The sequence below is a fragment of the Lysinibacillus sp. NPDC097279 genome, from assembly GCF_044761745.1.
In the GTDB taxonomy this organism is placed as follows: Bacteria; Bacillota; Bacilli; order Bacillales_A; family Planococcaceae; genus Lysinibacillus.
Genome location: NZ_JBIWDA010000005.1, coordinates 119,498 through 145,083, shown reverse-complemented (window position 1 = coordinate 145,083; position 25,586 = coordinate 119,498). Strand labels below are relative to the sequence as shown.

Here is a 25,586-nt window from a genome sequence, read left to right as displayed (position 1 = left end):
ATTAAATATATTGAAATATCTACGTTTTCTCACTCTTTCCTTTCCTCTTATAAATTGTATTTAAATTTAATATTTGAAAATAATAAATATTATGTTTTTTATATTTTTTTCCAAATAAAAAAATCAACAGCCATAATTGCTGTTGATTTTTCTACACACCCAATTTAGATTACAACCACATTGCAATACCAATTTGCGTATGAATTATTTAATTGCTATTTCACAACAAAATGTTGATATTTTGCGTAATCAGCTTCTTTTGCTTCTAGCTTTAATAATGTGCCATTTTCTTCATATGCCGTTTCGTAAATAGTTGCATTTTCATTTAAATAAGACACTATATTGCCCTGCTCATATGGAATAAGCATTTTACATGTCACATAATCAGAAAAAATATGTTGGCGTATAATTTGTAATAGTTCATCTAATCCAGTACCCTGCTTTGCAGAAATCCATATATTATCCCCACTAATGACTGGGTACGGAACATTTGCTAAGTCTGCTTTGTTATAGACATATATAGTAGGGATTCCCTCAACGCCAACTGCCTTTAATGTTTCATTTGTAACATCCATCATAAAACCATGCTCTTGATTTGAAACATCCACAACATGAAGCAATAGATCAGCATCACGTGCTTCTTCTAGTGTTGAGCGAAACGCCTTTACTAAGTGATGTGGTAATTTACTTACAAAGCCTACTGTATCAGTTAATAAAAATGACTTCTTATCATGTAATTCAATATAACGGACGGACGTTTCAAGCGTCGCAAACAGCATATCCTTCTCAAATACTTGCTTATGATCTTCTTGTCCAATTTTAGCGAGCAGTTGGTTCATGATGGTTGACTTACCAGCATTCGTATACCCTACAATGGACACAACTGGAACTGCATTTTTCCGACGTTGTTTTCGTTGTGTCTCTCGCTGCTCCTTCACTTGCTCCAGCTCTTTTTTTATTTTTGAAATCTGATCTTCAATTTTACGGCGATCTAGTTCCAGTTTCGTTTCACCAGCTCCACGGTTTTTAAAACCGCCTCCAGTACCACCACCTTGTCGACTTAGCGAAGCGTGCAAGCCGACTAACCGTGGAAGCATATATTGAAGTTGTGCTAACTCTACCTGCATTTGCGCCTCACGTGTTTTGGCACGACGACCAAAAATATCTAAAATTAACATCGTTCGATCGATTACTTTCGTTTCTAAATCACGCTCTAAATTTCGGATTTGTGAAGGTGATAATTCATCATTAAAAATAACAAGATTCCCTTGTGCTTCTTCATAAAAGCTTTTTATCTCTTCGATTTTACCCGTACCAACATAATGTGAAGGTGTGACACGCTCTAAATTTTGTGTCACTACGCCTACGACTTCTACATTCAATGCTTCAGCTAAATTTGTTAACTCTTCCATTGAATACTCAAAATGCTTGTCATTGCGTAAATTAACCCCAACAAGAATAGCCTTTTCTAGCAAAACATCTACTTCTTTCAATTTTTCCACTCACAATCCTCCCACCAACGCCTTGGTGACGCTACAGCAAATTTTCTTCATCTTACCATATAATGCCCGAATCTGTGTCTTTTAGTCGAGTTTCTTTCATGACACCAAAGCGCTATTTTTTAACAAAATTACTTAGCGTTGAATTTTAATTATTAAAAAATAAATACGCCCTAAAGTTGGGCGTATTCGAACTGTAGATAAAACTTTTTATTTTCTTAACCTCTTATAAGAAATCGAACTACGTCAAACTTTTCCCCAATGGTCTTAGCCTACATTCTATAAGAAACGAATAATATTCATTTTTTACAGCATGCTTTATCATTTCCCTTGTTCTTCTTTTAACAGCGATAGGCTACGATTGAATTCATCTTCAATCTCATCGTTTCTTTTATATGTCATCATACTAACGATTATAGCTATTACTAAACAAACGAGGAAACCTGGTACGATTTCGTAAAGAGCTGTTGACAGTGAATTAATTTTCCCCCAAACAAAGGCTGTTACCGCTCCTAATACCATCCCACTGAGCGCTCCGTAATTCGTCAGTCTCTTCCAATATAATGATAATAAAATAATTGGTCCAAATGCCGCTCCAAACCCAGCCCAGGCAAAACCTACTAAATCTAAAATAGAATTTTCAGGATTCCAAGCTAAAAGGGCCGCAATTATCGCTACTACTAATACTGCCATTCGGCCAATAAAAACATAATGTTTATCGGTAGCTGTTTTATTAAACAAAGCCTTGTATATATCCTCAACAAGTGCGGAAGAAGTAACAATTAATTGCGATGAGATTGTACTCATAATTGCTGCTAAAATGGCCGCTAGCATTATACCTGCAATAAATGGATGGAACAATAATTGACCAAGTACAATAAACACCGTTTCAGCATCCTTTAATTCGCCAGCATTTTGTTGATAGTATGCTACACCTACTAATGCCGTTGCAAGAGCACCCGCAAGACTTAATATCATCCATCCAATACCAATACGACGTGCCTGTTTTGTTTCTTTTACTGAACTAATCGCCATAAAACGCACAATAATATGCGGTTGCCCAAAGTATCCTAGTCCCCATGCAAGGGAAGAAATAATCGCAGCTGCTGTTGCTGTTGCTGGCAATAAACTTAAATGCTCTGGGTTAACCGCCTTAATGGATTCGACTGTTTCACTAAGTCCACCCGTTAAAAACAATCCAAATAACGGTACTGTTATAAGTGCTAAAAACATTATTAGGCCTTGCAAAAAGTCTGTATAACTTACCGCTAAAAAACCACCAAACAATGTATAGGCAACAACTACACCTGATACTATTAATAAACCTGTATGGTATTCATAGCCAAACGAACTATCAAAAAACTTGCCTCCAGCTACCATTCCTGAAGATACATAGAATGTAAAAAATATAAGAATAATGAGCCCAGAAGCAATTCGTATTAATTTCGTATTATCCCGTAATCGATTATCCAAATAACTTGGAATCGTAATAGAATCATTGGAAACTTGCGTATAAACTCGTAATCTTGGTGCGACAAACATCCAGTTTAAATAGGCACCGATTGTTAAGCCGATTGCAATCCACGCTTCCACAAGTCCCGATATATAAATTGCACCTGGCAACCCCATTAATAGCCAACCAGACATATCCGCAGCACCAGCACTCAGGGCTGTTACAGCTGGTCCTAGCGAGCGTCCCCCTAGCATGTAATCCGTTAAATTTGAAGTTTTTACAAATGCATACCAACCGATTCCTAGCATTGTAATCATATAAATAATAATAGCGATTAGCTGATAAGTGTTGTCCGACATAAGTCTTCCTCCTATCCACAATTATTCTTTACCTTCAAAACTTTTCACTATAAATATACCGTAAAATTATTAAAAACAAAATCGTTTATCTGAATATTCGATATACTAATTGCTTAAAATTGAAAACAACAATGAGTTCATAAAATTGTGTTACACTAATGCCATCTATTACACAACGAAGAAGGCGAAATAAATGACATTTGAAGAAATGAAAGAAAAGCTACAAGAGCAATTTGCACAACAACAACTCGTTGCAGCTACAATCAGTCAACCTCGAATGAAGTCTAATGAAGTAAAACGTATTAAACTCAAACCCATCATGCTGAAAGAGGCTTATCATATACAAATTGAATACCAATATGAGCGCATTTTAAAACATGAGAACGTCCTACTGGCAGATTTCCCTCCTAAGCTCGAGCTGTTTTTTGCTGATTTCCGTCAAGCACATATCGATTTTATTGACGAAAAAGTACAGGTACAGCTATCGAAAAAAAACAAAGTATTATGGAAGTCTGATAAAACAGCTACTCCAAAGGAAGTCAACTTAGCACATAACCGTAAGAAAAACTATTTACTGGATGAGTCCACCCCCTATCCTTTTTTAATTCGCTTAGGTGTACAAAGTGAAGAAGGAAAAGTAAAAAAACAAAAATACGATAAATTCAAGCAAATTAACCGCTTCATTGAATTTATCGACGATGCCTTAGCTTATTTGCCAAAAGATCGCCAAGTCCGTATTTTAGATTTCGGTTCAGGAAAATCCTATTTAACGTTTGCCTTATATCATTACTTAAAAATTGAAAAAGGTTTGGATATTCGTGTTACTGGCTTAGATTTGAAAAAAGAGGTTATTGAGGAATGCTCACGAATTGCACAGGATTTAGGCTATGAGCAACTTGAATTTTTAGTTGGGGATATTAATGATTATAATGACGAGTCCAGTGTAGACATGGTAGTGACTCTCCATGCCTGTGATGTTGCAACAGATATGGCATTATCACGCGCAGTGAAATGGGGAGCAAGTGTTATTTTAAGCGTCCCATGTTGCCAGCATGAGCTAAATCGTCAACTTGATACACCTGCACTCGACATCATGCTTCAGCACGGTCTTGTCCGCGAACGCTTTGCGGCACTAGCTACTGATTCAATTCGCGCAGAGATTTTATCGCTTGTTGGCTATGAAGCGCAATTACTAGAATTTATCGACATGGAAAACACACCAAAAAACATACTAATTCGAGCATATTATACTGGCAAAAAGCCAAGTACACAGCAACGTGATAAGTACGATGCTTTTGTAACACTGTTGAATGCGAAGCCATTTTTGGCAAATGAATTAACATCTTATTTATAAACTATGAAAACCCGAGGCGCATTATGTGCCTCGGGTTCTTTTTATAGCTCTTGTCGTAACGCTTGGATAACATCGATCTTTGTTGCTTTACGAGCTGGTCGGTAGCCTGAAATCATCGCAACACCAATGCTGATAGCTGACGCAATAAGAACGAGCTGCCATGGAATAAGTGAAAATGTAATATCAGACGAACTAAACGCATCTTCACCTGTTGCCGCTTTTAATATTAACGGTAAAATCGCATTTGCTGTAAAGCTAATAGCATACGAAATCATTACCGCAATGATTGTTCCAAAAATACCAATAAATGTACTTTCCATTAAAAATAGACGTTGAATCAGCTTTGGACTAGCGCCAATTGCCTTTAAGACTCCAATTTCGCGTGTACGCTCTGTAACTGCCATTGTCATCGTATTAAAAATCCCAATAGAAGCAATTAATACGGCAATTGTGCCAACAAAAATTAAACCAATCTTCAATACAAGGAAAAATACATCCATTTGATCTAATTGCTCAGTCACTGAATACACACTATAGCCTTTGTCTTTAAGCTTTTCCAAAATAGGCTTTACGTGCTCTAAACTGTCTGCATATATATTAAATTCCGAATTAAACACTTCATCTTCTGATACATCATCCAATGCCGCTAAACTGCTACCTATTGCCTCTTTCTGCTTTGAATCCATATGCACTGTATTGTCGATCATCCAATCATAAGAAGGCTTCTTCGTCACACCGACAATCGTATATTTTACCTTTTCAGTTTCAGTCGCTCCATTTGAATTAGAAATTAAAGATAACTCAATCTCTTTGCCTATGACAGACTGTTTATATCCTTCCTCACTTCCATCATAGTACGTTCCCTCAGCCTCAGCCTTTTTACTTTTTTCGTTAATAACTTCACGATCGACGTCATTTAATAATGTTTGAGGGAAATGATACCCAACAATAATCTCATTCGGCTTTGTTGGATACTGTCCTTGCGCAAGTTTCCCCGTTACATCTTTAAAATCTTTCATATTCGTTAAAATTAAGTTTGAGTTTGTATCACGGTCCTCAAAATATGAGTGCGCACTTGCATTAACTGTAATCGTTTCAAGTACTGTCTTAACATTTTCTATCGATTTTATTTCATCTTTTTGTTGCTCTGTAAATTGTGAACCATCATATACTTGTATTTTTGTTACATTTTCATCCGAAAGAATTTCGTTACGAATTGAATCTTGTAGTCCAAACCCTACAGAGGCAAGGACAATTAAAAATGCACAACCCATTGTTGCAGCTAGCACTGTCATAAATACGCGTAGTTTATTTTTCTTTATATGTTGTAAAACAAAATCTAGTTGATCTTTCCATACCATGTTATTTTTCCTCCTTCACAAGCTCGCCATCAGACATTCTGAAACGTTGATGAGCAATCGTCGCCACTTCTTCATCGTGCGTAATAATGACAAAGGTTAAGCCAAGCTCACGATTTAAGCTTTGAATAAGGAGTAATATATCTTGTTCTGTTTCAGAATCTAAGCTACCCGTCGGCTCATCCGCGAGCAATATCGGAGGATTGGTAATCAATGCTCTTGCAATACTTACACGCTGTTGCTGACCGCCTGATAATTCATTTGGATAATGGTCAGCTACAGCTGTTAATCCAACCTTCTCCATTAACTTCTTTACCTTTTCTTTACGTATAGCTTTGCTAGCACCTTGCAACTTCAATGGCAATTCAATATTTTCAAATGCAGTTAAACCTGGCATGAGTTGAAAGTTTTGAAAAATAAATCCGAATTGTCGCAATCGAAAAGCAGCACTCTCTGTTTCATTAAGTTTTGCTGTTTCTTGTCCATTAACCTTTATCGAGCCTTGTTCAGCCTTCATAAACCCTGCTAATGTTTGAAGCAATGTTGATTTGCCTGAGCCACTTTTGCCGACAATCGCGACAATCTCGCCCTTCTTTACTTCGAAATTGACGTCCTTTAATACAGGTACATGCTTTTCCTTGCCTTTTTTCCCAATTAAAAATGTATGTTGTAAGTTCTCGACTTGAATCATTTTTGTTGTAATGCCCCTTTCTCGTACTTTCTTAAGTATAGAAAATAATTCTTAAAAATATTGAAGGATAAAAATGAAGATATTCTTAAGAAAATAGGGAACACTATGTTAAAGGGCATTTCTTTACAATGCGTTTACAATTCAATTTAGCCATCAAGTATAATCGCGTAATTGTGAATGCTATATTCTGTACTAAACAACCTATATTTTTCACAAAAACTCTTATTTTATAGGCATTTCCCTGTACTAATAGGAATAAATACACATGCGATACAGCTTATTTGTGAACAAATTGTATATTACAGGATTGTAAAGTTTTATGTAGAGAAGATAAATTTTATGTAGATAAACGAAAGATTTTGTTATGATAGTAAAGTTTAAAGGTTGATTATTTTATATACATCCAGGAGGATTTCATTTACATGCTTAACTCAAAAAAACAAGACCCTTTCTTTATAGCATTGCATAAAATTGCAGAAAACATGAGAGAGGCCGTACATTACGCAAATGATTTTCGTATTACAAGTGTAGCTGACTTAAAAGAGATTAGCATTACAATGAAGAATTACGAAACAGCTGGCGATAAACTTATTCATGAATTAATCGTGATGCTAAACAAATCATTTATGACACCGATCGAACGCGAAGATATTTTAGAGTTCGCAATCCGTATGGACGACGTGTTAGATGGTACGGAGCATTGTATCGCTCACTTTGAAATGTTCTCTTTAACAGAGGTTGACGAAGCGATGCGTATTTTCTTAGGCTACATTTCTAAAAGTGCCGATGAAATTGTTAAAGCTACAGAAGAGTTAAAGAAAAAAAATCTTATTGGCATGCGCCCACATGCAATTTTAATAAAAGACTATGAGCGTGAATGTGATGAAGTACAAAGAACTTCTATTAAGCAATTGTTTTTAAATGAAAAAGATCCAATCCGCATCATTAAATTTAAAGATATTTATGAACAACTAGAGGATATCGCTGATTATTGTCAAAACGTTGCAAACACAATGGAAACAATTATCATGCGAAACGCGTAATTAGGAGTGGGTCACTTACAATGAATACAATAATTATACTAACCGTATTGGTCGTCATCTTTGCCCTAACATTTGACTTTATCAACGGTTTCCACGATACAGCAAATGCTATCGCAACGTCGGTTTCAACTAGAGCATTGCCTCCACGTGTTGCCATTATTATGGCGGCGACGATGAACTTCATCGGTGCTATTACATTCGTCGGTGTAGCAAAGGCTCTAACAAAAGATATTGTAGATCCATTTTCTTTAAATGCCTTTCAAGGAGATACTACAGGTTCTGTCGTAATTTTAGCCGCATTGATTTCAGCTATTATTTGGAACCTGCTTACTTGGTACTTTGGTATCCCATCAAGTTCTTCACATACGTTAATCGGTTCAATTGCTGGCGCTGCAGTTGCTTCTGCAGGCTTTGGCGTACTTAACTACGGTGGTTTTACAAAAATTATTATGGCTTTAGTATTTTCACCAATCCTTGCAATTTGTGCCGGCTTTCTAATGATGTCTCTGTTTAAAATATGGTTTAAAAATTTAAATCTATATCGTACGAACAAAGGCTTCCGTACAATGCAAATTTTCACAGCGGCTATACAATCGTTTACACACGGTACAAATGATGCGCAAAAGGCAATGGGTATTATGACAATGGCGCTAATCGCTGCAGGCTTACACACTGGGGATGATATTCCTTTCTGGGTTCGAGCAGCGGCAGCAATTGCTATGGGGCTTGGTACCTCTATTGGTGGTTATAAAATTATCAAAACGGTCGGCGGTAAAATTATGAAAATCCGCCCTGTAAATGGCGTTGCCGCAGATTTAGCTTCTGCTACTGTTATTTTCGGTGCAACTTTAATTCACTTACCAGTATCGACAACACACGTGATTTCTTCATCAATCATGGGCGTTGGTTCAGCACAACGTGTTCGTGGTGTAAACTGGGGAATGGCACGTAAAATTGTGACAACGTGGATTATTACAATGCCAATATCAGCTGTGATGGCATCCGTTATTTACTTTATATTATCTTTATTCTTCTAGATTTTACGGCACTTTCTGTGAGCAGAAAGTGCTTTTTTTGGTGTCTTTTTTTGGTGTCAGGCACTCACACAATTCCCATACAATTCAATATCCCAGTAACAATCCACGGAGACTCCTGCGGGAACGCACGCAACGTAAGACGCAACAGGCGGCGCCTCAGCGACGGTTGCGCCTTACGTCGTGCCCACAGAAAGCGCCAATTTAGGAGTGACAGGCACGCACACAATTTACTGTTGGCAGGAGTTTTTACTTTGTCACACGACAAAAAGCGACACATCCTTTACACTAGTTTAAAAGGGGGATGCTTTATAATTATGAAAACTTTTTCAGCTTTTATCACTGCACATGCGAAAGCTATCGTTGCAATTTGGATTGTATTTTTTATCGCAATGGCTGTGTTTGCTATACAGCTTCCGAGCAAACTGCATGGAGATGGCTTTTTTGTTGAAGCTGATCATACCTATGTCACAAATGAACTAGCAGAAACATTCGACTTACCTGCAGAAACAATAATGGTTGTCTTTGACCAAGCAAACGATAAAAAAATCGAAGACACCTTGAAAAAACTTGATAACATTCAAGAAATCCATTCAATCCAGTCACCATTGGATGATTCTGCGTTACAAAAAGATAGCATCGCCTATGCCATGGTACATTTTAAAAATAACATTGAAAATTTGCCTGATATAGTAAAAGAAGTTCGTACTTTAATTGAAGAGGATGGCATTAGTATTACAGGTGGCCCTGTGATATCAGAGGATATCAATGAAGCTAGCCAGAAAGACTTGGCTTCTGCTGAAGCAATTGGCTTACCAATCGCGATTGTTGTATTATTACTGGCTTTTGGCACCGTTGTCGCTGCCATTTTGCCAATTATAATCGGTGTCGTTACTGTTGTCACAGCATTTGGATTGTTGACACTGCTTAGCGGTAGCGTTAACTTATCCATTTTTGTCTTAAACATTGTACCAATGCTAGGACTTGCCCTCAGTATTGATTTCGCCCTACTATTTATTAATCGCTATCGCGAGGAACGTGGCCATTCCACAATTGCCGATGCAATACAGATGGCTATCCAGACAGCAGGCCGTTCAATCATATTCTCCGCTGTTTGTGTCATGATTGGTCTAGGTGCCATGATCGTAATTGACGTGGAAATATTCCGCAATATTGCACTAGGCGGCACAATTGTCGTGTTATTCGCCGTGTTAGCAGGCCTCACTTTACTACCTGCTACAATGATGGTGTTAGGAGATCGCCTAAATAAATGGCGCATCTTACGCGTAAAGCCAAGCGGTACAAATCGTTGGCGCAGTTTTGCTGGCTTTGTTATGAAACGACCTGTCTCGATTGTCATCGTTGCATTATTGTTGCTAGGTATCGGTATGATTCCATTAAAGGATATTAAACTAGCTATTCCACAAGTGGATTCTTTACCTACCAAATACGATGCACGTGCTGCCTACGATAAATTAGATGAGACATTTGGACTCGGTGATACTTCCGTTTTATATTTACTCGCAGAACGCAAAGAAGGCTGGGAAGATGAGCAGGCAAGAGAGCTACTGTTTGATATACAAGAAAAGCTACTTGATGATCCACTTGTTGATCAAGTATCAACTGTTTATACAGAAGCTAATATTAAATCGCCTGAGGAATTAACAGCATCCTTGGAAATGCCACAAGTTGCAGAACAATTAAAACCACTTATTCATTCGTTTTCTAAGGATACACAGTTGTTTATCCCTATTACATTAAATGTAGCTGGTTCGTCCTCTGCTGCGCAAAAATTCGCAAGAACATGGATGGACAAAGACTTAAACGTTGACTTTAAACTAGGTGGACAAGGTAAATTCAATCAAGAGATTTTCGATGAAATTGCCAATAAAATTGTATTCGCTGTCTTAATCATTATCGTATCAACATTCTTTATTTTAATGCTTGCCTTCCGCTCGGTTTTAATTCCGCTTAAGGCAATAATAATGAATATTATTGGGTTATCCTCAGCGTTTGGGATACTCGTATATATATTCCAATATGGACATTTTGGAATAGAGGCTGGCACCATTGTCCTCATAATTCCAGTCATTGTATTTTGTCTTGTATTTGGTTTGAGCATGGACTATGAAGTGTTTTTAATTTCAAGAATACAAGAGGAATACCAAAAAGGTGCGGACAATACTCGTGCAACAGTAGAGGGGCTAACATCTACTAGCCGTATTATTACATCTGCTGCGCTTATTATGATTGTTATTACAGGAGCATTTGCTTTTACTGATGTTATGCCTGTCAAGCAAATCGGTGTTGGTATTGCCATTGCTATTGCTATTGACGCTACCATTATTCGCCTTATGCTCGTCCCAAGTCTTATGAAGCTATTTGGCGATTGGAATTGGTGGCTACCATTTGCTAAGAAGAAGTAACTATCGATAAAAAAACCCGAGAACGTCCATTGACATCGTTCTCGGGTTTTTTGTTTAAAAATTTTTATGATACCACTCTCTTGCTGAATCTACTTCAGGCATTGTAAGCTGATGACCATAGTTAAACCATGCTGTCGTTACATTAGCGCCTGCATCAGATAAGAGTGATTCTAAATCCTCTGATTCCTGTGCCGAACATAGTGGATCATTCGTTCCAGCCGCAACAAATACAGGCGTATTAGGTAACACTGGTAGTTGAATTCCACGTCTTGGTACCATCGGATGATGTAGAATTGCACCAGCCAATGCATCTTCGAAATGGAATAATAAGCTTGCTGCAATGTTTGCACCATTTGAGTAACCAATCGCTACAATGCGCGTACGATCAAATCCGTATTGCTCTGCTGCTGTTGCCAAAAAGCTTTGTAGTTCTTGCGTACGGAAAATTAAATCTTCTATATCAAAGACACCTTCAGCTAAACGACGGAAAAAACGAGACATGCCATTTTCTAATACATTACCACGCACACTTAAAACATTGGCCGTTGCATCTATTTCCTTCGCAAGGCTCATTAAAGAATGCTCGTCTCCACCTGTACCGTGTAATAACAATAAGGTCGGCTTTGTTTCATCTGTTCCTTTATGAAATATATGTTGCATGAACACATCACCTTTCAATTATCTTGAATTCGAGATAATTGTAGCTTGTGGTAAAATTAAATTCAAACTTTTTGACTTATTTAATTCACGATTTTCGCTATTTGGCTGTTCTTCATTGTTTTTATAGAAATTTTGAATCGTAAAAACTGAAAATAAGCATGCAATGATTAAAACAATAATTACGATCCCCACCAATTTTTTACCGCTCATTTCATTTCCCCCATATTACTTAGTTCTTTTTACGAAAGCCTTCTTCCAATAAGTATTCTTTTGCTGCTTCATAAGTACCAAAGGCTTCTTCTAAATTATCTCGATGGTAGACATTCCATGAACGTTGTTCAAAGGCAAGCTCTAATTGGTCTCCTTCACGGTTACGCCAAGTCTCAATAATTGGTTGTTCCTCTTCTTGTTCTTCGCCTAAATACGTAATCGCATCTTCAATAATGGCACGTAGCTGTTGCTCATCATAATCACGAATATTTACTAATCCTTTATCATTTGCCTCATTTTCATAGCGCAATAAATCACCTACGAAGACAAAACCATTTCCGTTTGGATGTAATTTTTCAACGACAATCGTTTTTTCAAACAAACTGTCCATAAAATGATAATTTACTCGTTTCATCGAAATTTCTTTTCTTGTTAATTCTGAAAACGATTCAATTATCGCTTGTTTTTGTTCAAATGTTAGCATGTATATGCTCCTTTTCTTTCATTGTAATTACAAGTATAGCTTATTTTCTACACAAATTAACATATAGACATAAAAAGCTCATAAAAATAACTTCAATACATTTCGAAGTTATCTTTATGAGCTACTATGATTAATAAATGAGAATTTCCTTATTTAATAGGTAATCCGAGAATGTCCTCGTTATGTTCCCCTATAGCTTCACTAGCTGCTGTATATACAGGCTGAAAAATATTTGACTTAATAGGGCAGGCTAGCTGCTTTTGCGTTGTTCCATTTTCCTTTGTAATATCAACAAACATGTTACGTGCAAGAAATAGTGGGTGTGTAACCGTTTCTTCAAAGGCTAATACTGGTTCTACACACGCATCTGTTTTAGCGAAAATATTTACCCACTGTGCATATGTTTTTTCTTTAAATATCTCCGTTAAATGCCGCTTAAATAGAGCTTCATCTGTCGGTTTATAGCTGAGTACAAGCGGTAGCAAATCCTGCCTACCTATTGCATTACATAACGCTTGGCGGAATTTAGGCTCTATGCTGCCAACCGACATATACCGTCCGTCTCGTGTTTCAAAATGACCGTAAAAGCTACCACCGTTCAGCATCATTTGTTCCCGTTCTAGCAGCTTCCCTTGGACTAAATATTCAGGTGCAGCTAATGCATTTAACGCTAACGCACAGTCTGTCATGCTTATATCTAAATGTTGCCCCTCCCCTGTTCTTGTGCGATAAATTACCGCTGCTAATATAGAAACTACCGCATGTAATGAACCACCCGCCAAATCTGCAATTTGGATGCCGATGTTTGGAGGACCTCCATGTTGACTCCCAGAATAGCCATGGATGCCTGCTAAAGAGACATAATTTATATCATGGCCGCCCTTATCCTTATAAGGACCTGTTTGCCCATAGCCAGTAATAGAACAATATATAAGGCTTGGGTTCATCTCTTTTAACGTTTCATATCCTAAGCCAAGTCGCTCCATTACGCCAGGTCGAAATTGTTCAACTACAATATCATATTCTGCCACTAACTCTTTTAATTGACTAATAACCGCTGTATCCTTCAAATCAACAGCTATCGATTTTTTTGAACGTTGCAAATAATCATCGACAATCCAACGCCCTTCACCTGCAGTTGGTTTTGTAATATGCACTACCTCAGCACCTAAATCTGCAAGCATCATTGTCGCAAATGGTCCTGGTAAAAGCGCTGAAAAATCTAATATTTTTAATCCATTGAGTAACATGCTATCTGCCCCCTTTATTTACTAAAAGGGCGATGACATTATGTCACGCCCTATACATTTCTATGTTGTTAATTGTTGCATAAAATTTGGTGCTCTCTTTTCAAAAAAGGCTTTCATGCCCTCTTCAGGCTCTCCAGTTCCAAAAGTTTTAGCAAATGCTTCTCGTTCTACCTTTAACCCTGCCTCTAATGTGCCATCTGCAGCTAAAATGCTTTCTTTAATTAAGCCAAGTGCTCCAATTGCACTTTGCCCTAAAATATTTGCAAATTGGTATACTTCTTCATCGAATGTAGCTGGTTCAACAGCTTTTGTTACAAGTCCAAGTGACTCTGCCTCCACCGCATTTAACCGCTTACTGAAGAACATTAATTCACGAGCCTTTGCCCCACCTATTAGTCGTGGTAATCGCTGTGTTCCACCAGCAGCGGGCAATAAGCCAAGTGATGCCTCAGTCAAGCCAATCGTACCACCACCCATAATACGGAAATCGCAAGCAAGGGCAAATTCACAGCCTCCACCTAATGCATGTCCGTTAATTGCGGCAATTGTTGGAATAGGTAATTGCTCTAAAGCATTAAAAATATCCTGTAGTTGTTTTGCACCCTCTGCATAATCAATAGGGCCATCGGTGTTACTCATCTGCCCTAAATCAGCCCCCGCAATGAAAATTTTCGGATGAGCAGATTTAAACGCAAGTACACGAATAGATGAATCACTTTTTACATTGTTAATTATTTTTAATAAATCGTTTTGAATTCCTACGTTTAATGTATTTGCTGGCGGATTATTAATCGTGACAACATGTACACCATTTTCAAGTTTTTCAATGGTCATTGTTTCTAATTTCATTTGGTCATCCTCCTTTTATCTTGGTCCCATCCGCACTGCGCCATCTAATCGAATTGTTTCACCATTCAACATTGGATTTTCAAAAATTGCCTTTACTAAATGGGCAAATTCTTTCACATCACCTAAACGTGGTGGGAATGGAATTTGCTTACCTAAAGCATCCTTCACCTCTTGAGGAGCCATCGCCATTAACGGTGTATCAAAAATACCTGGCGCAATGGTCATAACACGAATACCATGACTTGCAAGGTCACGTGCGATTGGCAATGTCATGCCTACAACACCTGCCTTAGAAGCCGCATAGGCTGCTTGCCCAATTTGACCTTCAAATGCCGCTACGGATGCAGTGTTAACGATTACTCCCTTTTCCCCATAGTCATTTGGCTCGTTATTTACCATAGCCGCTGCAACCAAGCGAATAACGTTAAACGTCCCCACTAAATTCACTTGGACAACAAAGTTAAATTCATCTAATGGGAAAATCCCTTTTTTCCCTACTACACGTGTAGATGTACCTAAACCTGCGCAATTTACAACACCATGAATGGAGCCATATTTTTCAAGAGCCGTATTTATGGCAAGTTGTACATCTTCCTCTTTTGTCACATTTGTTTGTACATACAAACCGTTTAACTCTGTTGCGATTGCATGACCTTTTTCTTCATTTAAGTCCAAAATTATCGGGAATCCCCCTTGCTCCGCTATTACTCTAGCTGTCGCTTCACCTAAACCAGATCCCCCACCTGTTATCACTATCGCTTTATTGTTAAATTCCATCTTCTCATCTCCCTATTCACACCGTTCTATAATTAAAGCGTTCGCCATGCCTGGGCCCTCACAAATTGTCACGAGTCCATATCGCTCTTGCCGTCTTTCTAACTCATTTAATAATGTAGCTACAAGCCGTGTACCTGTTGAACCAAGTGCATGTCCTAATGCGATAGCACCGCCGTTAACATTAACCTTCTCTAGCGGAATATCCGTTTCATGCTGCCATCGAAGTACTACAGACGAAAATGCTTCATTAATTTCTACTAAATGTATGTCTTCTTTCGTTAACCCTGCCTTTTCAAGCACTTTTTTCGTTGCAACAGCAGGACCCTTTAGCATCGCAACTGGATCAGTACCTACAACCGAGAAGCCAACAAATCGCGCTCGTGGTCGTAAACTATATTTTTCAGCCGCTTCTTTACTAACAATTAACACTGCGCTAGCACCATCAGAAATCTGACTCGATGTACCTGGTGTCACAGTTTTTAGCCCTGCATATACAGGATTAAGATTTGCTAATTGTTCTACTGAAGTATTTGGTCTTATTGTTTCATCCTTTTCAAAGATAGAAGTATTCCCTTCAGCATCCTGAATTGGTACTGCTATAATCTCATTATCAAAATAGCCGTTACGTTGCGCTGTTGCTGCCCGTTGATGTGAGCGAGCACTATATTCATCAATTTGCTCTCTTGTTAAACCGATTTCTTGGGCAATTATTTCAGCTCCAGCAAATTGGTTAAACCCGTAACCTTGTAAATCAAATTTTTCAAATAAACTTTTGGTCATTGGTGTTTTCCCATCACGTGCGGAGGTACCAATTGGCACACGCGACATCGACTCGATACCCGCTGCGATTACTACATCATAGCTACCAGCCATAATGCCTTGTGCAGCAAAATGAACAGCTTGTAAACTAGAACCACACTGTCGATCTATGGTTGTACCAGGAACTGTAATAGGCAGTCCTGCGGCAAGCCATGCATTCCGCGCAATATTCGATGACTGTTCATCAACTTGATCTACACAGCCGACAATAACATCATCTACGACAGCAGGGTCTAAATGATTGCGTTCAATAATTGTCTTTAAGACAAATCCTAATAAATCTACAGGATGCTCATTTGCTAAGCTCCCATCGCGTCTGCCCATTGGCGTACGAATAGCATCTACTATTACTGCTTCAAACATCATGTTCCTCCTTATACTTGATTTAGACGTGTTTTCTCTCTTTCCACTAACTGAATTTTCGAAATTTTTCCAGCGGCCGTCATTGGTAACTGATCGATAAATTCTAGCTCCCGTATACGTGAATAATGGACAACCTTTTCATTTACAAAACTCATAATTTCCTCTTCCGTTGCGGAGACACCTTGCCTTAATACGACAAACGCTTTCGGCTTCTCTCCTACATTCACATCTTGAATACCGACAACAATGGCTGCTGCAACAGCTGGATGCTCATACAGATGCTCTTCTATTTGACGAGGATATACGTTATAGCCGTTATATATCAACATATCTTTTTTACGATCTACGATAGATAAAAAACCATTTTCATCAAAAATACCAATATCCCCCGTATGCAACCAGCCATTAATCAACGTTTCTGCTGTCACTTCAGGATTATTGAGATATCCTTTCATGACCTGTGGGCCTTTGATACATACTTCCCCACGTTGACCGACTTCCGTTACTTCTTTACCTGCTTCATCTACAGACATTAGTTTTACCTCTGTATTATAAATAGGTAACCCTACCGTACCTAATGTACGTAAACCATCATAAAAACCAACACTTTGCACAGCACTTGCTGTCGACTCAGTTAAACCATAGCCCTCTGTCACTACCGCATTCGGGAAGTACTTTATGAGCAGCTTCATTGTTTCCATAGCAATTGGTGCAGCACCCGAATTAATCGTCCGCACACTGGAGAAATCGTGCTTTGCAATGTTAGGGTGCATCAATAAAAAGTTAAACATAGCTGGAGCACCAGATAACTCTGTTACTTTATAATGTTCTAAATCTGCTAAAAATTCTTCTGGGATAAAACGGTCAAATAGAATAGAAGTCGCTCCAAAAAGTACACCATAAGCCAAACCACCCATTGTTCCAGCTCCATGATACATCGGTGCGGGGCTTAGGCGGATATTCGTACCCGGCAAAGTTGGATAATGCTGCAAATATTTATCCACATCTTTCTCCACAACCTTTACTGTTAAGGCACCATCATCATCAAGTTGTGGTAAAGCAGCAGAAGACCATGCGCCCGACTGCAAAACATTACTTACTAAATTTTTATGAGTAATCATAACGCCTTTTGGTTTCCCTGTTGTACCACCCGTATAGGCAATATGCACAACGTCCTCTACAACATCAACATCTATAGTAAATTCCATTGCTTCATTATTATTAATAAACTGATTGAAACTTACGACACCATCCCCATACGATGTTGTGTCCACACATTGCTCTAAGGAGCTAATCTCAACATCGCCCGTTACAATAATTTTTTCAATTTTAGAATGTTCCCTTACACCCTCCCATACATTTACGAGTTGTTCATATGTGATTAACACTTTAGCTCCACTATCCTGCAATTGAAATAAAAATTCATCCTTCGGTAATAATGGGTTAATCGGTGTATACGTAGCACCCGATAGCACGATACCATAATAGGAAATGGCGTATTGTGTACAATTTAACATTTGAATCGCAACAACATCACCTTTACCAATGCCAATCTCTTTTAGTCCATTAGCTACACGCAATGCTTGATTATATAGCTCTTTGTAGGTTAGCTCTTTTTTGCGATAAAGAAAGGCAACACGATTGCCAAAGTACTTTGCGGCGCCTTTTATAATGGCACCGACTGGTACATGAGGAATATCAATTTCATTAGGTATTGTTTGATTGTAAAACTTCGGATTGTTGAACTGTTTGATCATTTAGCATCCACCCCTGTGCTTTTATGATGACATCATATGAATCTTGCAATTGACCTAAATAGCTTTCCAACAAACGAGCTCTTTTCAAAAATAAATGACAATCAATTTCTGTAGTAAATCCTATCCCACCATGCATTTGGATATTATGCGCCGCTACTTCCATAAAGGCATTTTTGACAAATGCATCTGCACTCGCTACCGCTGTGACAACATCTGCGGCTTGCTCTGCTACTGCCCAATTGGCATAATAAGCAATTGACTTGGCTAAATCTAATTCTACTTTCATCTCTACAATTCGATGTTTGACCGCTTGGAAACGACCGATTGCATGACCAAATTGCTCGCGAGTTTTGGCATATTCAGTACACATCTCCACAACTTCCTCCATACTGCCTATACTAATCATTGCCAGGGCAGCCTTTAATGATTGCTCACCTTCTTGATAAATGGCCCATCCCCCATGTACTTCTCCAAGAACCGCCGTTTTTGGTATGCGTAGATGATCGAAGTGTACTTCTGTTACACTCTTTGTTTCATCCACAACTTGCAATCGTTTTGTCGTCCATTGGAGCTCCTCTTTATCAATAATAAATAGTGTTATATCTTCTTCAGATGTTTTAGCAGCAACAATTAAAGCATCTGCATAATCGCCATCTATTACAAACGTTTTCGTCCCATTGATAATAAAATAATCCCCTATTGACTTAGCTTCTAATTGAATAGCTTGTTGCGCAAAACTTAATGTGTCAGGTTCCACTATTGCTAAAGACATCTTTGCTTCTCCAGCTGCAATTTTCGGTAAGTAGCGTTCCTGTTGTTGCTCTGTACCGTACTTTGTAATAAGTGGTGCAGCAAATGCCACCGTTTCTGCATACACACCTGGTAGTAAAATGCGTCCAACTTCTTCTAGCACAGGGATAAGGTCTATTTGTGTCAATCCCGCGCCACCATATTCCTCTGGTATATTGATAGCCATAGCCCCTAATTCTGCTAGGCCTGTCCAAATTTTTTCGTAGTGTGTAAGGTCACCTGTTATAAACAACCTAGCAGCTCTTGTTTTTTCCTGCGCCGCTAAATATTTTCTAACCGATGTTTGAAATAATTTTTGCTCTTTCGTTAATGCAAAATACATCATTAGCCCTCCTTTACAACTAAATTATTTTAAATCCTTTGGTAAACCTAAAATTCGTTCACCGATGACATTTTTCAAAATTTCAGTCGTACCACCAGCAATCGTTGAACCAAATGATTGTAAATACTGATGTTGCCAATCAATAGATGTATCTTCATCACCTTTCCAAAGCGCACCTTTTAAACCTTGCATAGAAACGGCAAAATCGGTAAGTACTTTCGATAGCTCACTACTCACTAATTTATCAATAGATCCTTCTGGACCAGGATAGCCTTGCTCAATTGTTTTTGTTAAATTACGATAATAGTTCAGTGACGCTGCACGTAATCGGGTATACATTTTGGCAAGCTTCGTAGCATGTTGTTGGTTGTGAATAGCCGAAGTGCGATTAGGAGCCTCAATTTGCATATCTTGTACTAAATTGTTAAATATATTTTCCAAATGAAAAATAGTACCAGCTACGCCCACACGTTCATGACTAAGTAATGCCATTGAAACTTGCCAGCCCATTCCTACACCACCTACTATGTCACCTGCTTCGGCTACAGCATCCTGAAGAAAAATTTCATTAAAATCGTGATCATCATTCATTTGATAAATCGGAAGTACTTCAACACCTGGCTGATGCATATCGATTAAAAATGCCGTAATTCCTTGATGGCGTTTTCCTGTATTGTCTGTTCTAGCTAAAATAAAACATTTATCTGCCATGTGTGCATAGGTCGTCCACACTTTTTGTCCTGTAATGTACCATTTCCCATCCCGCTCTACTGCTTTCGTTTGTAACCCTGCTAAATCCGATCCAGCATTCGGTTCAGAGAAGCCCTGACACCATATTTCTTCACCACTTAAAATTTTATCGATGTAGTTTTCTTTTTGTTCGGCTGTCCCCATCTGGATTAGCGTTGGACCTACCATATTAATGCCCATAAAATTTAGTACAGGTGGTGCTTTTACACGAGCAAGTTCTTCCTGATAAATGACCTCTTGAATTAATGTTGCTCCACGCCCACCATATTCCTTCGGCCAGTGAATGCCAGCCCAGCCACCTTCCATCAGCTTGCGTTGCCATGCTTTTAAAAATTCTTTTCGTTCTCGGTCATTTTCAGGCAATGTACGACTACCTTCTAGCCACCCTTCAGGTAAATTCGCTTCTAACCAACTCCGTATTTCTAAACGAAAGAGCTCATCTTCCTGCGTATATGTTAAATTCAAAATAATACCCCCTTTTGTTTTTCAGTGGAAATTACTCTTTGCCTAATTCAACAGTTCAAACCTTTATCGAAAATGCTATTATTTTCAAATGTGCAGGTTCACGTCTCCTCCCCTTTCGAAAAAATCATATTTATTCTGCTTAATTAAGATTTTTTCTGCTTATTAACGTTATTTTATTTTCCAGCACTACTTCATACAATGTATGTTTTTATAGTGTTTCTACCAAATTAATAGAGTTTTTTATATAAAAAGTGCCCAGTTTATTTAATAAACTAGGCACTCTCAAGGTGTCAGGCACTCAAACATTTTTGAATATTCAGATATTGAAAACTCTGCGTATTGAGGGTTGCGGCTTAAGTATGTGCCCGCGGAAAGCGTCCACCTGGAGCGAAAATCAACTGTAGCAGTAGCAGTCATCTAAATTTGAAATAACTCATAAATGGCTATAAGACTGCTTTAAATAGCATGCTAATTGCAGCTTCAATAAATCTCCAGGCTGTTGGAAAGAAATATCTAATGCTTCTTCTATTTTTCTTAGTCGTTGATATAGCGTGTTAATGTGGACATGTAAAATTTGAGCAGCCTTAACTGCTGAACGATTTGTATCTACATATACAATTAATGTTTCTTCTAAAGAATTGTTCATGCTATGTTTTGTACGAAGTGGCTCGAACACTTCAGTTAAAAATTGCTTAATTTCCTCTTGGTCTTGTTTAATAAACAATCGATTGACACCAATTTGTGAGTAATCTACTAATCCTTTTTGTCCTCTTGAATTTAAATAAGCTAAAGCTGTTTTTGCTTCATCATACGTTTTAGGTAAAAAATAAACGTCTTGATACGTTGTCCCAAGTCCACAGCTCAATGTAATGTTTTTTTCCTTGCCCCATTCATTACAAATAGTTTGTAACTTTTTTCGAAACTGTTTATCTGTCGCACTATGCACACTTATCACAACCGTAACTTCATCGTGATACGCATACAGCAGTTGAATATATGAGAATAAATCACGTTTTAATTGTGCTGTTAAACGATGGATAAATGCCTCTAAATGATGAGGACTTTTATAATGACTAAGTTTAAATAAAGTAACACTGCACGGCTCATGCAGGCTTATATTAAGCTCTTTTGCTTTTTGCAATACAATGGACTGATCTTTCGAATTAACTAACTCAGAAAATAGCTCTCGTCTCTTTTTATAGTAAAATGCTGTATCGTTTTGTTTTCTTACTAGTTCGAGCGCAAGTACTGAATGTCCCTGCTCCATTACAATTGTATCTATTTGCTCAATTTGTGCGGCAGCTTCGACAATAATACAGCCTAATGTAATTTGCATCGAACGGATTGGATAAATAATATGCGTCACATAGCCAGAGCGTTTTAACTCATAGAATGGTTGCTCTTGTGTTGTTTGTAGAATGCCATTTAAATCTTTATACGTTAATTGGACAGGGAGTTTTTCTGTAATGGGCGTTATTTCATTTTCTAATAAATCAACAAAAAGGACATTTTTGCCCATCATACGGGACATCTCTTCTACGATTTTTAATACACCTTTATTTTGTATGGATAGCTTTGTAAGGGTTGCGTGAATATCGTCTCGTTTTAGCAACACGTCATTCAAGTTTTTTATATGAGAGTACTGTCTTGCATTACGAATAGATATTCCAACTTGCGATGAAAAGCCCTGTAGTAAATGCAAATCTTCATCTGACAAAGGATATGGTTTAACAATTTGGCATAAAAATAGTACTCCTTCTACTTTATCTTCTACATTGATTGGATACGTCAAAAACGATTTCACGTTTTCAGTAAACACATATGATGGGTCCCAGTATTTAGAGTTTTCATTGGATATATTCCCTATCGTTTCCCAAATACTATTATTGTTCTGATTGAACAACAGCGGCCTGTTCATTCTAAATGTGTAACCAACGGGTCCTTCATTTATATCAAATTCCATTTTGTTAATGCCCTTTAATATGTTCCCAACAGAGGCTTTACATGTGAGTTTGTGTTTTTCTTCGTCAAACCACCATAAAGTTCCAATATCACAATTCGGGATGACATCCATCGCATAAGATAAAATATTGTTATATATTTCTTCGGTATTTAACGTTGCCGAGGCTCTTCTAGTACTTTCAATCACTTTCCCTAGCTTGTATCTTTCTCGTTTAATAGCTGCTTGTGTGTAATAGGGATATAAATAGTGAAATAACACAACTAATTCACCATCGGTAAATGTTTTGTATTCAAATAAGTTAAGCATTATTTGATAATTGCCTGGATACGTAAAAAGGAGAAACATGTTTTCGTTCTGAATTGCTTGGAAAATTTGTTCACTATGAGATGTTAGCTGTTGAAATGGTAATATAGTTGGTTCAATTACACCTTCGATTAATTCAAAAAGTGGGTGCTCCATACTAGCAATCCAAATTTGATATTTACTTTGCCAATTGAAGCGATTCGCAAGCTCATTAAAGTACTGTGTCATTTTCAGCCTCCTCATTTGTACGAAATTTTATTATATCCGTTCATCCAATTTGTTTAATTACATATATTTCTCTATTAAACTATTATTACCTTCCTTATGTCCGTTTTTTATAGAAAGACTTGTCACTAGCATCGTCATAACAAAAAACAAAAACACGCTATCATGCTATAAACTACAACCTTTTCGGGCGTGTAGTAGCATGAAGCGTGTTTTTCTAAAATACTGTGAAGCTATTTTATCGACTGTACATTGAGTTTTTCACAAAATCTATAACATGTGCAACGTACAACTCACGATATGGAACAAATTGCGCTGTGCTTACAGGACGCACTATTCTCGCACGTTGCCCATCTGGAAAATATTCATATCCTTCAATATTTAACGTGACGGTTTTTCCTAAAAAGAAATCTTCGGCTTCATCAAGCTTTGCTCGCACGACACCCGAAACTTCCTCATATTGCAACTTAAAAGAATCCCAATTGTCTTCGAAAGGGTACAAATAAACATGGCAAAATTCATTATCAATCATTTTTTCAGAAACGATACTACATGAAGTCATACCCATTTTCACGATTTCATCAATATCGATTGTTAATCCTAATTCTTCTCTTACTTCTCGTATGCCCGCTTCCACTGTCTCAATAGCCAGTAAGTGACCTGCTGCTGTAATATCAAGCAGCCCTGGATAGTCCTTTTTTTGCGCACTACGAATTTGGAAATAAATATAGTTTTCATTAACAAGCCAGCAGTGAAAAGTCTCATGCCATAAGCCTTTTTCATGCACTTCAGCTCTTGTAGCCGTACCAATTTGTTCATGCTGCTCATTAAAAACTTTAACAATCTCTTGTTCCATTTTATTCGACCCCTATACTGACTTCGTAGCCTTTTTCTTTATGGCAATTCGTTTATCATAAATATTCGAAACAATAACTTTTAATACCGCATAAAACGGAACGGCAATGATAATTCCTATGAAGCCTGCGATATTTCCTGCCGCTAAAATAATCGTAATAACTGTTAACGGATGGATATCGAGTGATTTCCCCATTACATTAGGAGTAATGAAGTTACTATCAATCTGCTGCGCAATCAGTGTAACAACACAAACCCAAACAACAAGCATCGGATCTTGAATAACTGCCACAATCACTGCTGGTGTAAGGGCAATCCACGGTCCGATAAACGGAATCATATTCATAAAGAAAGCAAAAATAACGAGCAATAATGAATACTCTAAGCCAATAATTAAATATCCAACATACATAATAAGTGCTAATAAAAAACTAATTTGCAGTTGGCCTTGAATATAGCTACGTAATACATCATCTATTTCACTTAACGTCTTTTTAATCCATTCCCGACGCTCACCACTAAAATATTTATAAATAGAAGGCGCAAATTTCTCATGATCCTTCAACATAAATATGTAGAAAAATGGAATTAAAATAGCTAATAACGAAACTGACACAATAGACTGTACAAATGATACGAGCCATTTACTTGCCACGACCGCAATGCTTTGTACGGAATTGGCAAGATTATCGATAAATTCGGTTATTTGTGGAGGTAAATTATCCTTATTGCTGAACAGGCTTACAACATAATCAGTTGCATCTTGAAGACTTGATCCAATCATCGGTGCATTTTTTGCAAGATTATTAAGCTGAGTAGCTATCGGATTTCCAACAATCCAGCCAAAGCCAACGACCATAGCAATCAAACCAACGACAATTGTTAATATACTAGCCCATCTTGGCCATTTTCGTTTTTCTAAAAAACGTTGAATTGGCTCAGTCACATAATACAACACGCCACCAAGCAGTAACGGCACAAATATCGCTTTTAAAATAATCGCAAGCGGTGAAAAGAGCCAATGGATTTCTATAAAATATTTAAGTATTAGTAGAACTAGCAAAATGCCTACTCCTACTTGGAACCATACTTTCCTCGTCACGTTCTTCACTTCCTTTTATCGCAGTTACTGAAAATACTACTTATATATTAACCATTTCGCAAGTATCCTAGTATTTATTACAAACATAAAAATAACTTATCTTGGACAAATGAGAAAAGTGTTAGATTGACTGCCATCAATCTAACACTTTTTGCAATGCCGTTGATGTCCGCTACGGCGGTTGCTTTCCGCGGGCACACACGTAAGCCGCAACCCTCTCTGGCGCGCGGTCTGTTGCGTCTTACGCTGTGTGCGTTCCCGCAGGAGTCACCGCCTTCGCTACCATCAACTAGTACTCTTTCTTTGCTGAATTTTATTTATGGCAAAAGTAATAATAGCTAAGTTCTTCTTCATAATAAATAGCAAAAACTGATTTATGAGCACCTGTGTTCTAGTTTCTAAAAT

General features: G+C 37.8%; 21 protein-coding genes. 4 read left to right on the top strand and 17 right to left on the bottom strand.

Annotated elements, in window-relative coordinates; genetic code table 11:
- Nucleotides 1–215: 215 nt before the first annotated feature.
- Entirely contained in the window at nt 216–1,502 is a 1,287-nt protein-coding gene (hflX, locus tag ACIQ1H_RS18590; RefSeq protein WP_337980292.1) for a GTPase HflX, read from the bottom strand.
- Nucleotides 1,503–1,820: 318 nt separating this feature from the next.
- Entirely contained in the window at nt 1,821–3,311 is a 1,491-nt protein-coding gene (gene putP, locus ACIQ1H_RS18585) for a sodium/proline symporter PutP (RefSeq protein WP_402890865.1), read from the bottom strand.
- Between the two features lie 193 nt (nt 3,312–3,504).
- Between putP and ACIQ1H_RS18580 the strand changes: the two genes are divergently transcribed.
- Nucleotides 3,505–4,665, top strand: a complete 1,161-nt coding sequence (locus tag ACIQ1H_RS18580) for a class I SAM-dependent methyltransferase (protein ID WP_402890862.1) — start codon at nt 3,505–3,507, stop codon at nt 4,663–4,665.
- Between the two features lie 41 nt (nt 4,666–4,706).
- Here the strand turns inward: ACIQ1H_RS18580 and ACIQ1H_RS18575 are convergent, their stop codons facing one another.
- Nucleotides 4,707–6,026, bottom strand: coding sequence for an ABC transporter permease (locus tag ACIQ1H_RS18575; RefSeq protein ID WP_402890859.1), 1,320 nt, complete (start codon nt 6,024–6,026; stop codon nt 4,707–4,709).
- Between the two features lies 1 nt (nt 6,027).
- On the bottom strand, nt 6,028–6,714 hold the full coding sequence (locus ACIQ1H_RS18570) for an ABC transporter ATP-binding protein (RefSeq protein ID WP_173479368.1): 687 nt from the start codon (nt 6,712–6,714) through the stop codon (nt 6,028–6,030).
- 422 nt (nt 6,715–7,136) lie between these two features.
- Here ACIQ1H_RS18570 and ACIQ1H_RS18565 point away from each other — a divergent pair, with 422 nt between their 5' ends.
- From ACIQ1H_RS18565 to ACIQ1H_RS18555, 3 genes are all read left to right on the top strand, one after another.
- A complete protein-coding gene (locus ACIQ1H_RS18565; RefSeq protein WP_173479367.1) occupies nt 7,137–7,757 on the top strand; it encodes a DUF47 domain-containing protein in 621 nt (206 codons plus the stop codon).
- A 20-nt stretch (nt 7,758–7,777) separates the two neighbouring features.
- Entirely contained in the window at nt 7,778–8,794 is a 1,017-nt protein-coding gene (locus tag ACIQ1H_RS18560) for an inorganic phosphate transporter (RefSeq protein ID WP_402890855.1), read from the top strand.
- A gap of 314 nt (nt 8,795–9,108) precedes the next feature.
- Nucleotides 9,109–11,217, top strand: a complete 2,109-nt coding sequence (locus tag ACIQ1H_RS18555; RefSeq protein WP_402890853.1) for an MMPL family transporter — start codon at nt 9,109–9,111, stop codon at nt 11,215–11,217.
- A gap of 54 nt (nt 11,218–11,271) precedes the next feature.
- Here the strand turns inward: ACIQ1H_RS18555 and ACIQ1H_RS18550 are convergent, their stop codons facing one another.
- The 13 genes from ACIQ1H_RS18550 to ACIQ1H_RS18490 form a co-directional block, all read right to left on the bottom strand.
- Nucleotides 11,272–11,877, bottom strand: a complete 606-nt coding sequence (locus ACIQ1H_RS18550; protein ID WP_402890850.1) for an alpha/beta hydrolase — start codon at nt 11,875–11,877, stop codon at nt 11,272–11,274.
- A gap of 18 nt (nt 11,878–11,895) precedes the next feature.
- Nucleotides 11,896–12,087, bottom strand: a complete 192-nt coding sequence (locus ACIQ1H_RS18545) for a hypothetical protein (RefSeq protein ID WP_402890848.1) — start codon at nt 12,085–12,087, stop codon at nt 11,896–11,898.
- 19 nt (nt 12,088–12,106) lie between these two features.
- The gene (locus ACIQ1H_RS18540) at nt 12,107–12,571 is read right to left on the bottom strand and encodes a hypothetical protein (RefSeq protein ID WP_173479362.1); all 465 of its coding nucleotides are present in this window, start codon (nt 12,569–12,571) and stop codon (nt 12,107–12,109) included.
- A 149-nt stretch (nt 12,572–12,720) separates the two neighbouring features.
- Entirely contained in the window at nt 12,721–13,821 is a 1,101-nt protein-coding gene (locus ACIQ1H_RS18535; RefSeq protein ID WP_402890846.1) for a CaiB/BaiF CoA transferase family protein, read from the bottom strand.
- Between the two features lie 60 nt (nt 13,822–13,881).
- The gene (locus ACIQ1H_RS18530; protein ID WP_402890843.1) at nt 13,882–14,670 is read right to left on the bottom strand and encodes an enoyl-CoA hydratase/isomerase family protein; all 789 of its coding nucleotides are present in this window, start codon (nt 14,668–14,670) and stop codon (nt 13,882–13,884) included.
- 15 nt (nt 14,671–14,685) lie between these two features.
- Nucleotides 14,686–15,447 carry a 3-hydroxyacyl-CoA dehydrogenase gene (locus ACIQ1H_RS18525; protein WP_402890840.1) on the bottom strand — a complete coding sequence of 254 codons (762 nt, stop codon included), beginning with the start codon at nt 15,445–15,447 and terminating at the stop codon, nt 14,686–14,688.
- A 12-nt stretch (nt 15,448–15,459) separates the two neighbouring features.
- Nucleotides 15,460–16,629 (bottom strand): thiolase family protein, encoded by a 1,170-nt coding sequence (locus ACIQ1H_RS18520; protein WP_402890837.1) that lies wholly within the window; start codon nt 16,627–16,629, stop codon nt 15,460–15,462.
- Between the two features lie 11 nt (nt 16,630–16,640).
- Nucleotides 16,641–18,386, bottom strand: a complete 1,746-nt coding sequence (locus ACIQ1H_RS18515) for a class I adenylate-forming enzyme family protein (protein WP_402890834.1) — start codon at nt 18,384–18,386, stop codon at nt 16,641–16,643.
- Entirely contained in the window at nt 18,337–19,521 is a 1,185-nt protein-coding gene (locus ACIQ1H_RS18510) for an acyl-CoA dehydrogenase family protein (protein WP_402890831.1), read from the bottom strand. The genes ACIQ1H_RS18515 and ACIQ1H_RS18510 overlap by 50 nt, the downstream gene beginning before the upstream one ends.
- A 21-nt stretch (nt 19,522–19,542) precedes the next feature.
- Nucleotides 19,543–20,733 (bottom strand): acyl-CoA dehydrogenase family protein, encoded by a 1,191-nt coding sequence (locus ACIQ1H_RS18505; protein ID WP_402890829.1) that lies wholly within the window; start codon nt 20,731–20,733, stop codon nt 19,543–19,545.
- Nucleotides 20,734–21,166: 433 nt separating this feature from the next.
- Entirely contained in the window at nt 21,167–23,227 is a 2,061-nt protein-coding gene (locus ACIQ1H_RS18500; protein ID WP_402890826.1) for a helix-turn-helix domain-containing protein, read from the bottom strand.
- A 235-nt stretch (nt 23,228–23,462) separates the two neighbouring features.
- On the bottom strand, nt 23,463–24,080 hold the full coding sequence (locus tag ACIQ1H_RS18495; RefSeq protein WP_173479354.1) for an NUDIX hydrolase: 618 nt from the start codon (nt 24,078–24,080) through the stop codon (nt 23,463–23,465).
- A gap of 12 nt (nt 24,081–24,092) precedes the next feature.
- Entirely contained in the window at nt 24,093–25,181 is a 1,089-nt protein-coding gene (locus tag ACIQ1H_RS18490) for an AI-2E family transporter (protein WP_402890823.1), read from the bottom strand.
- Nucleotides 25,182–25,586 lie beyond the last annotated feature (405 nt).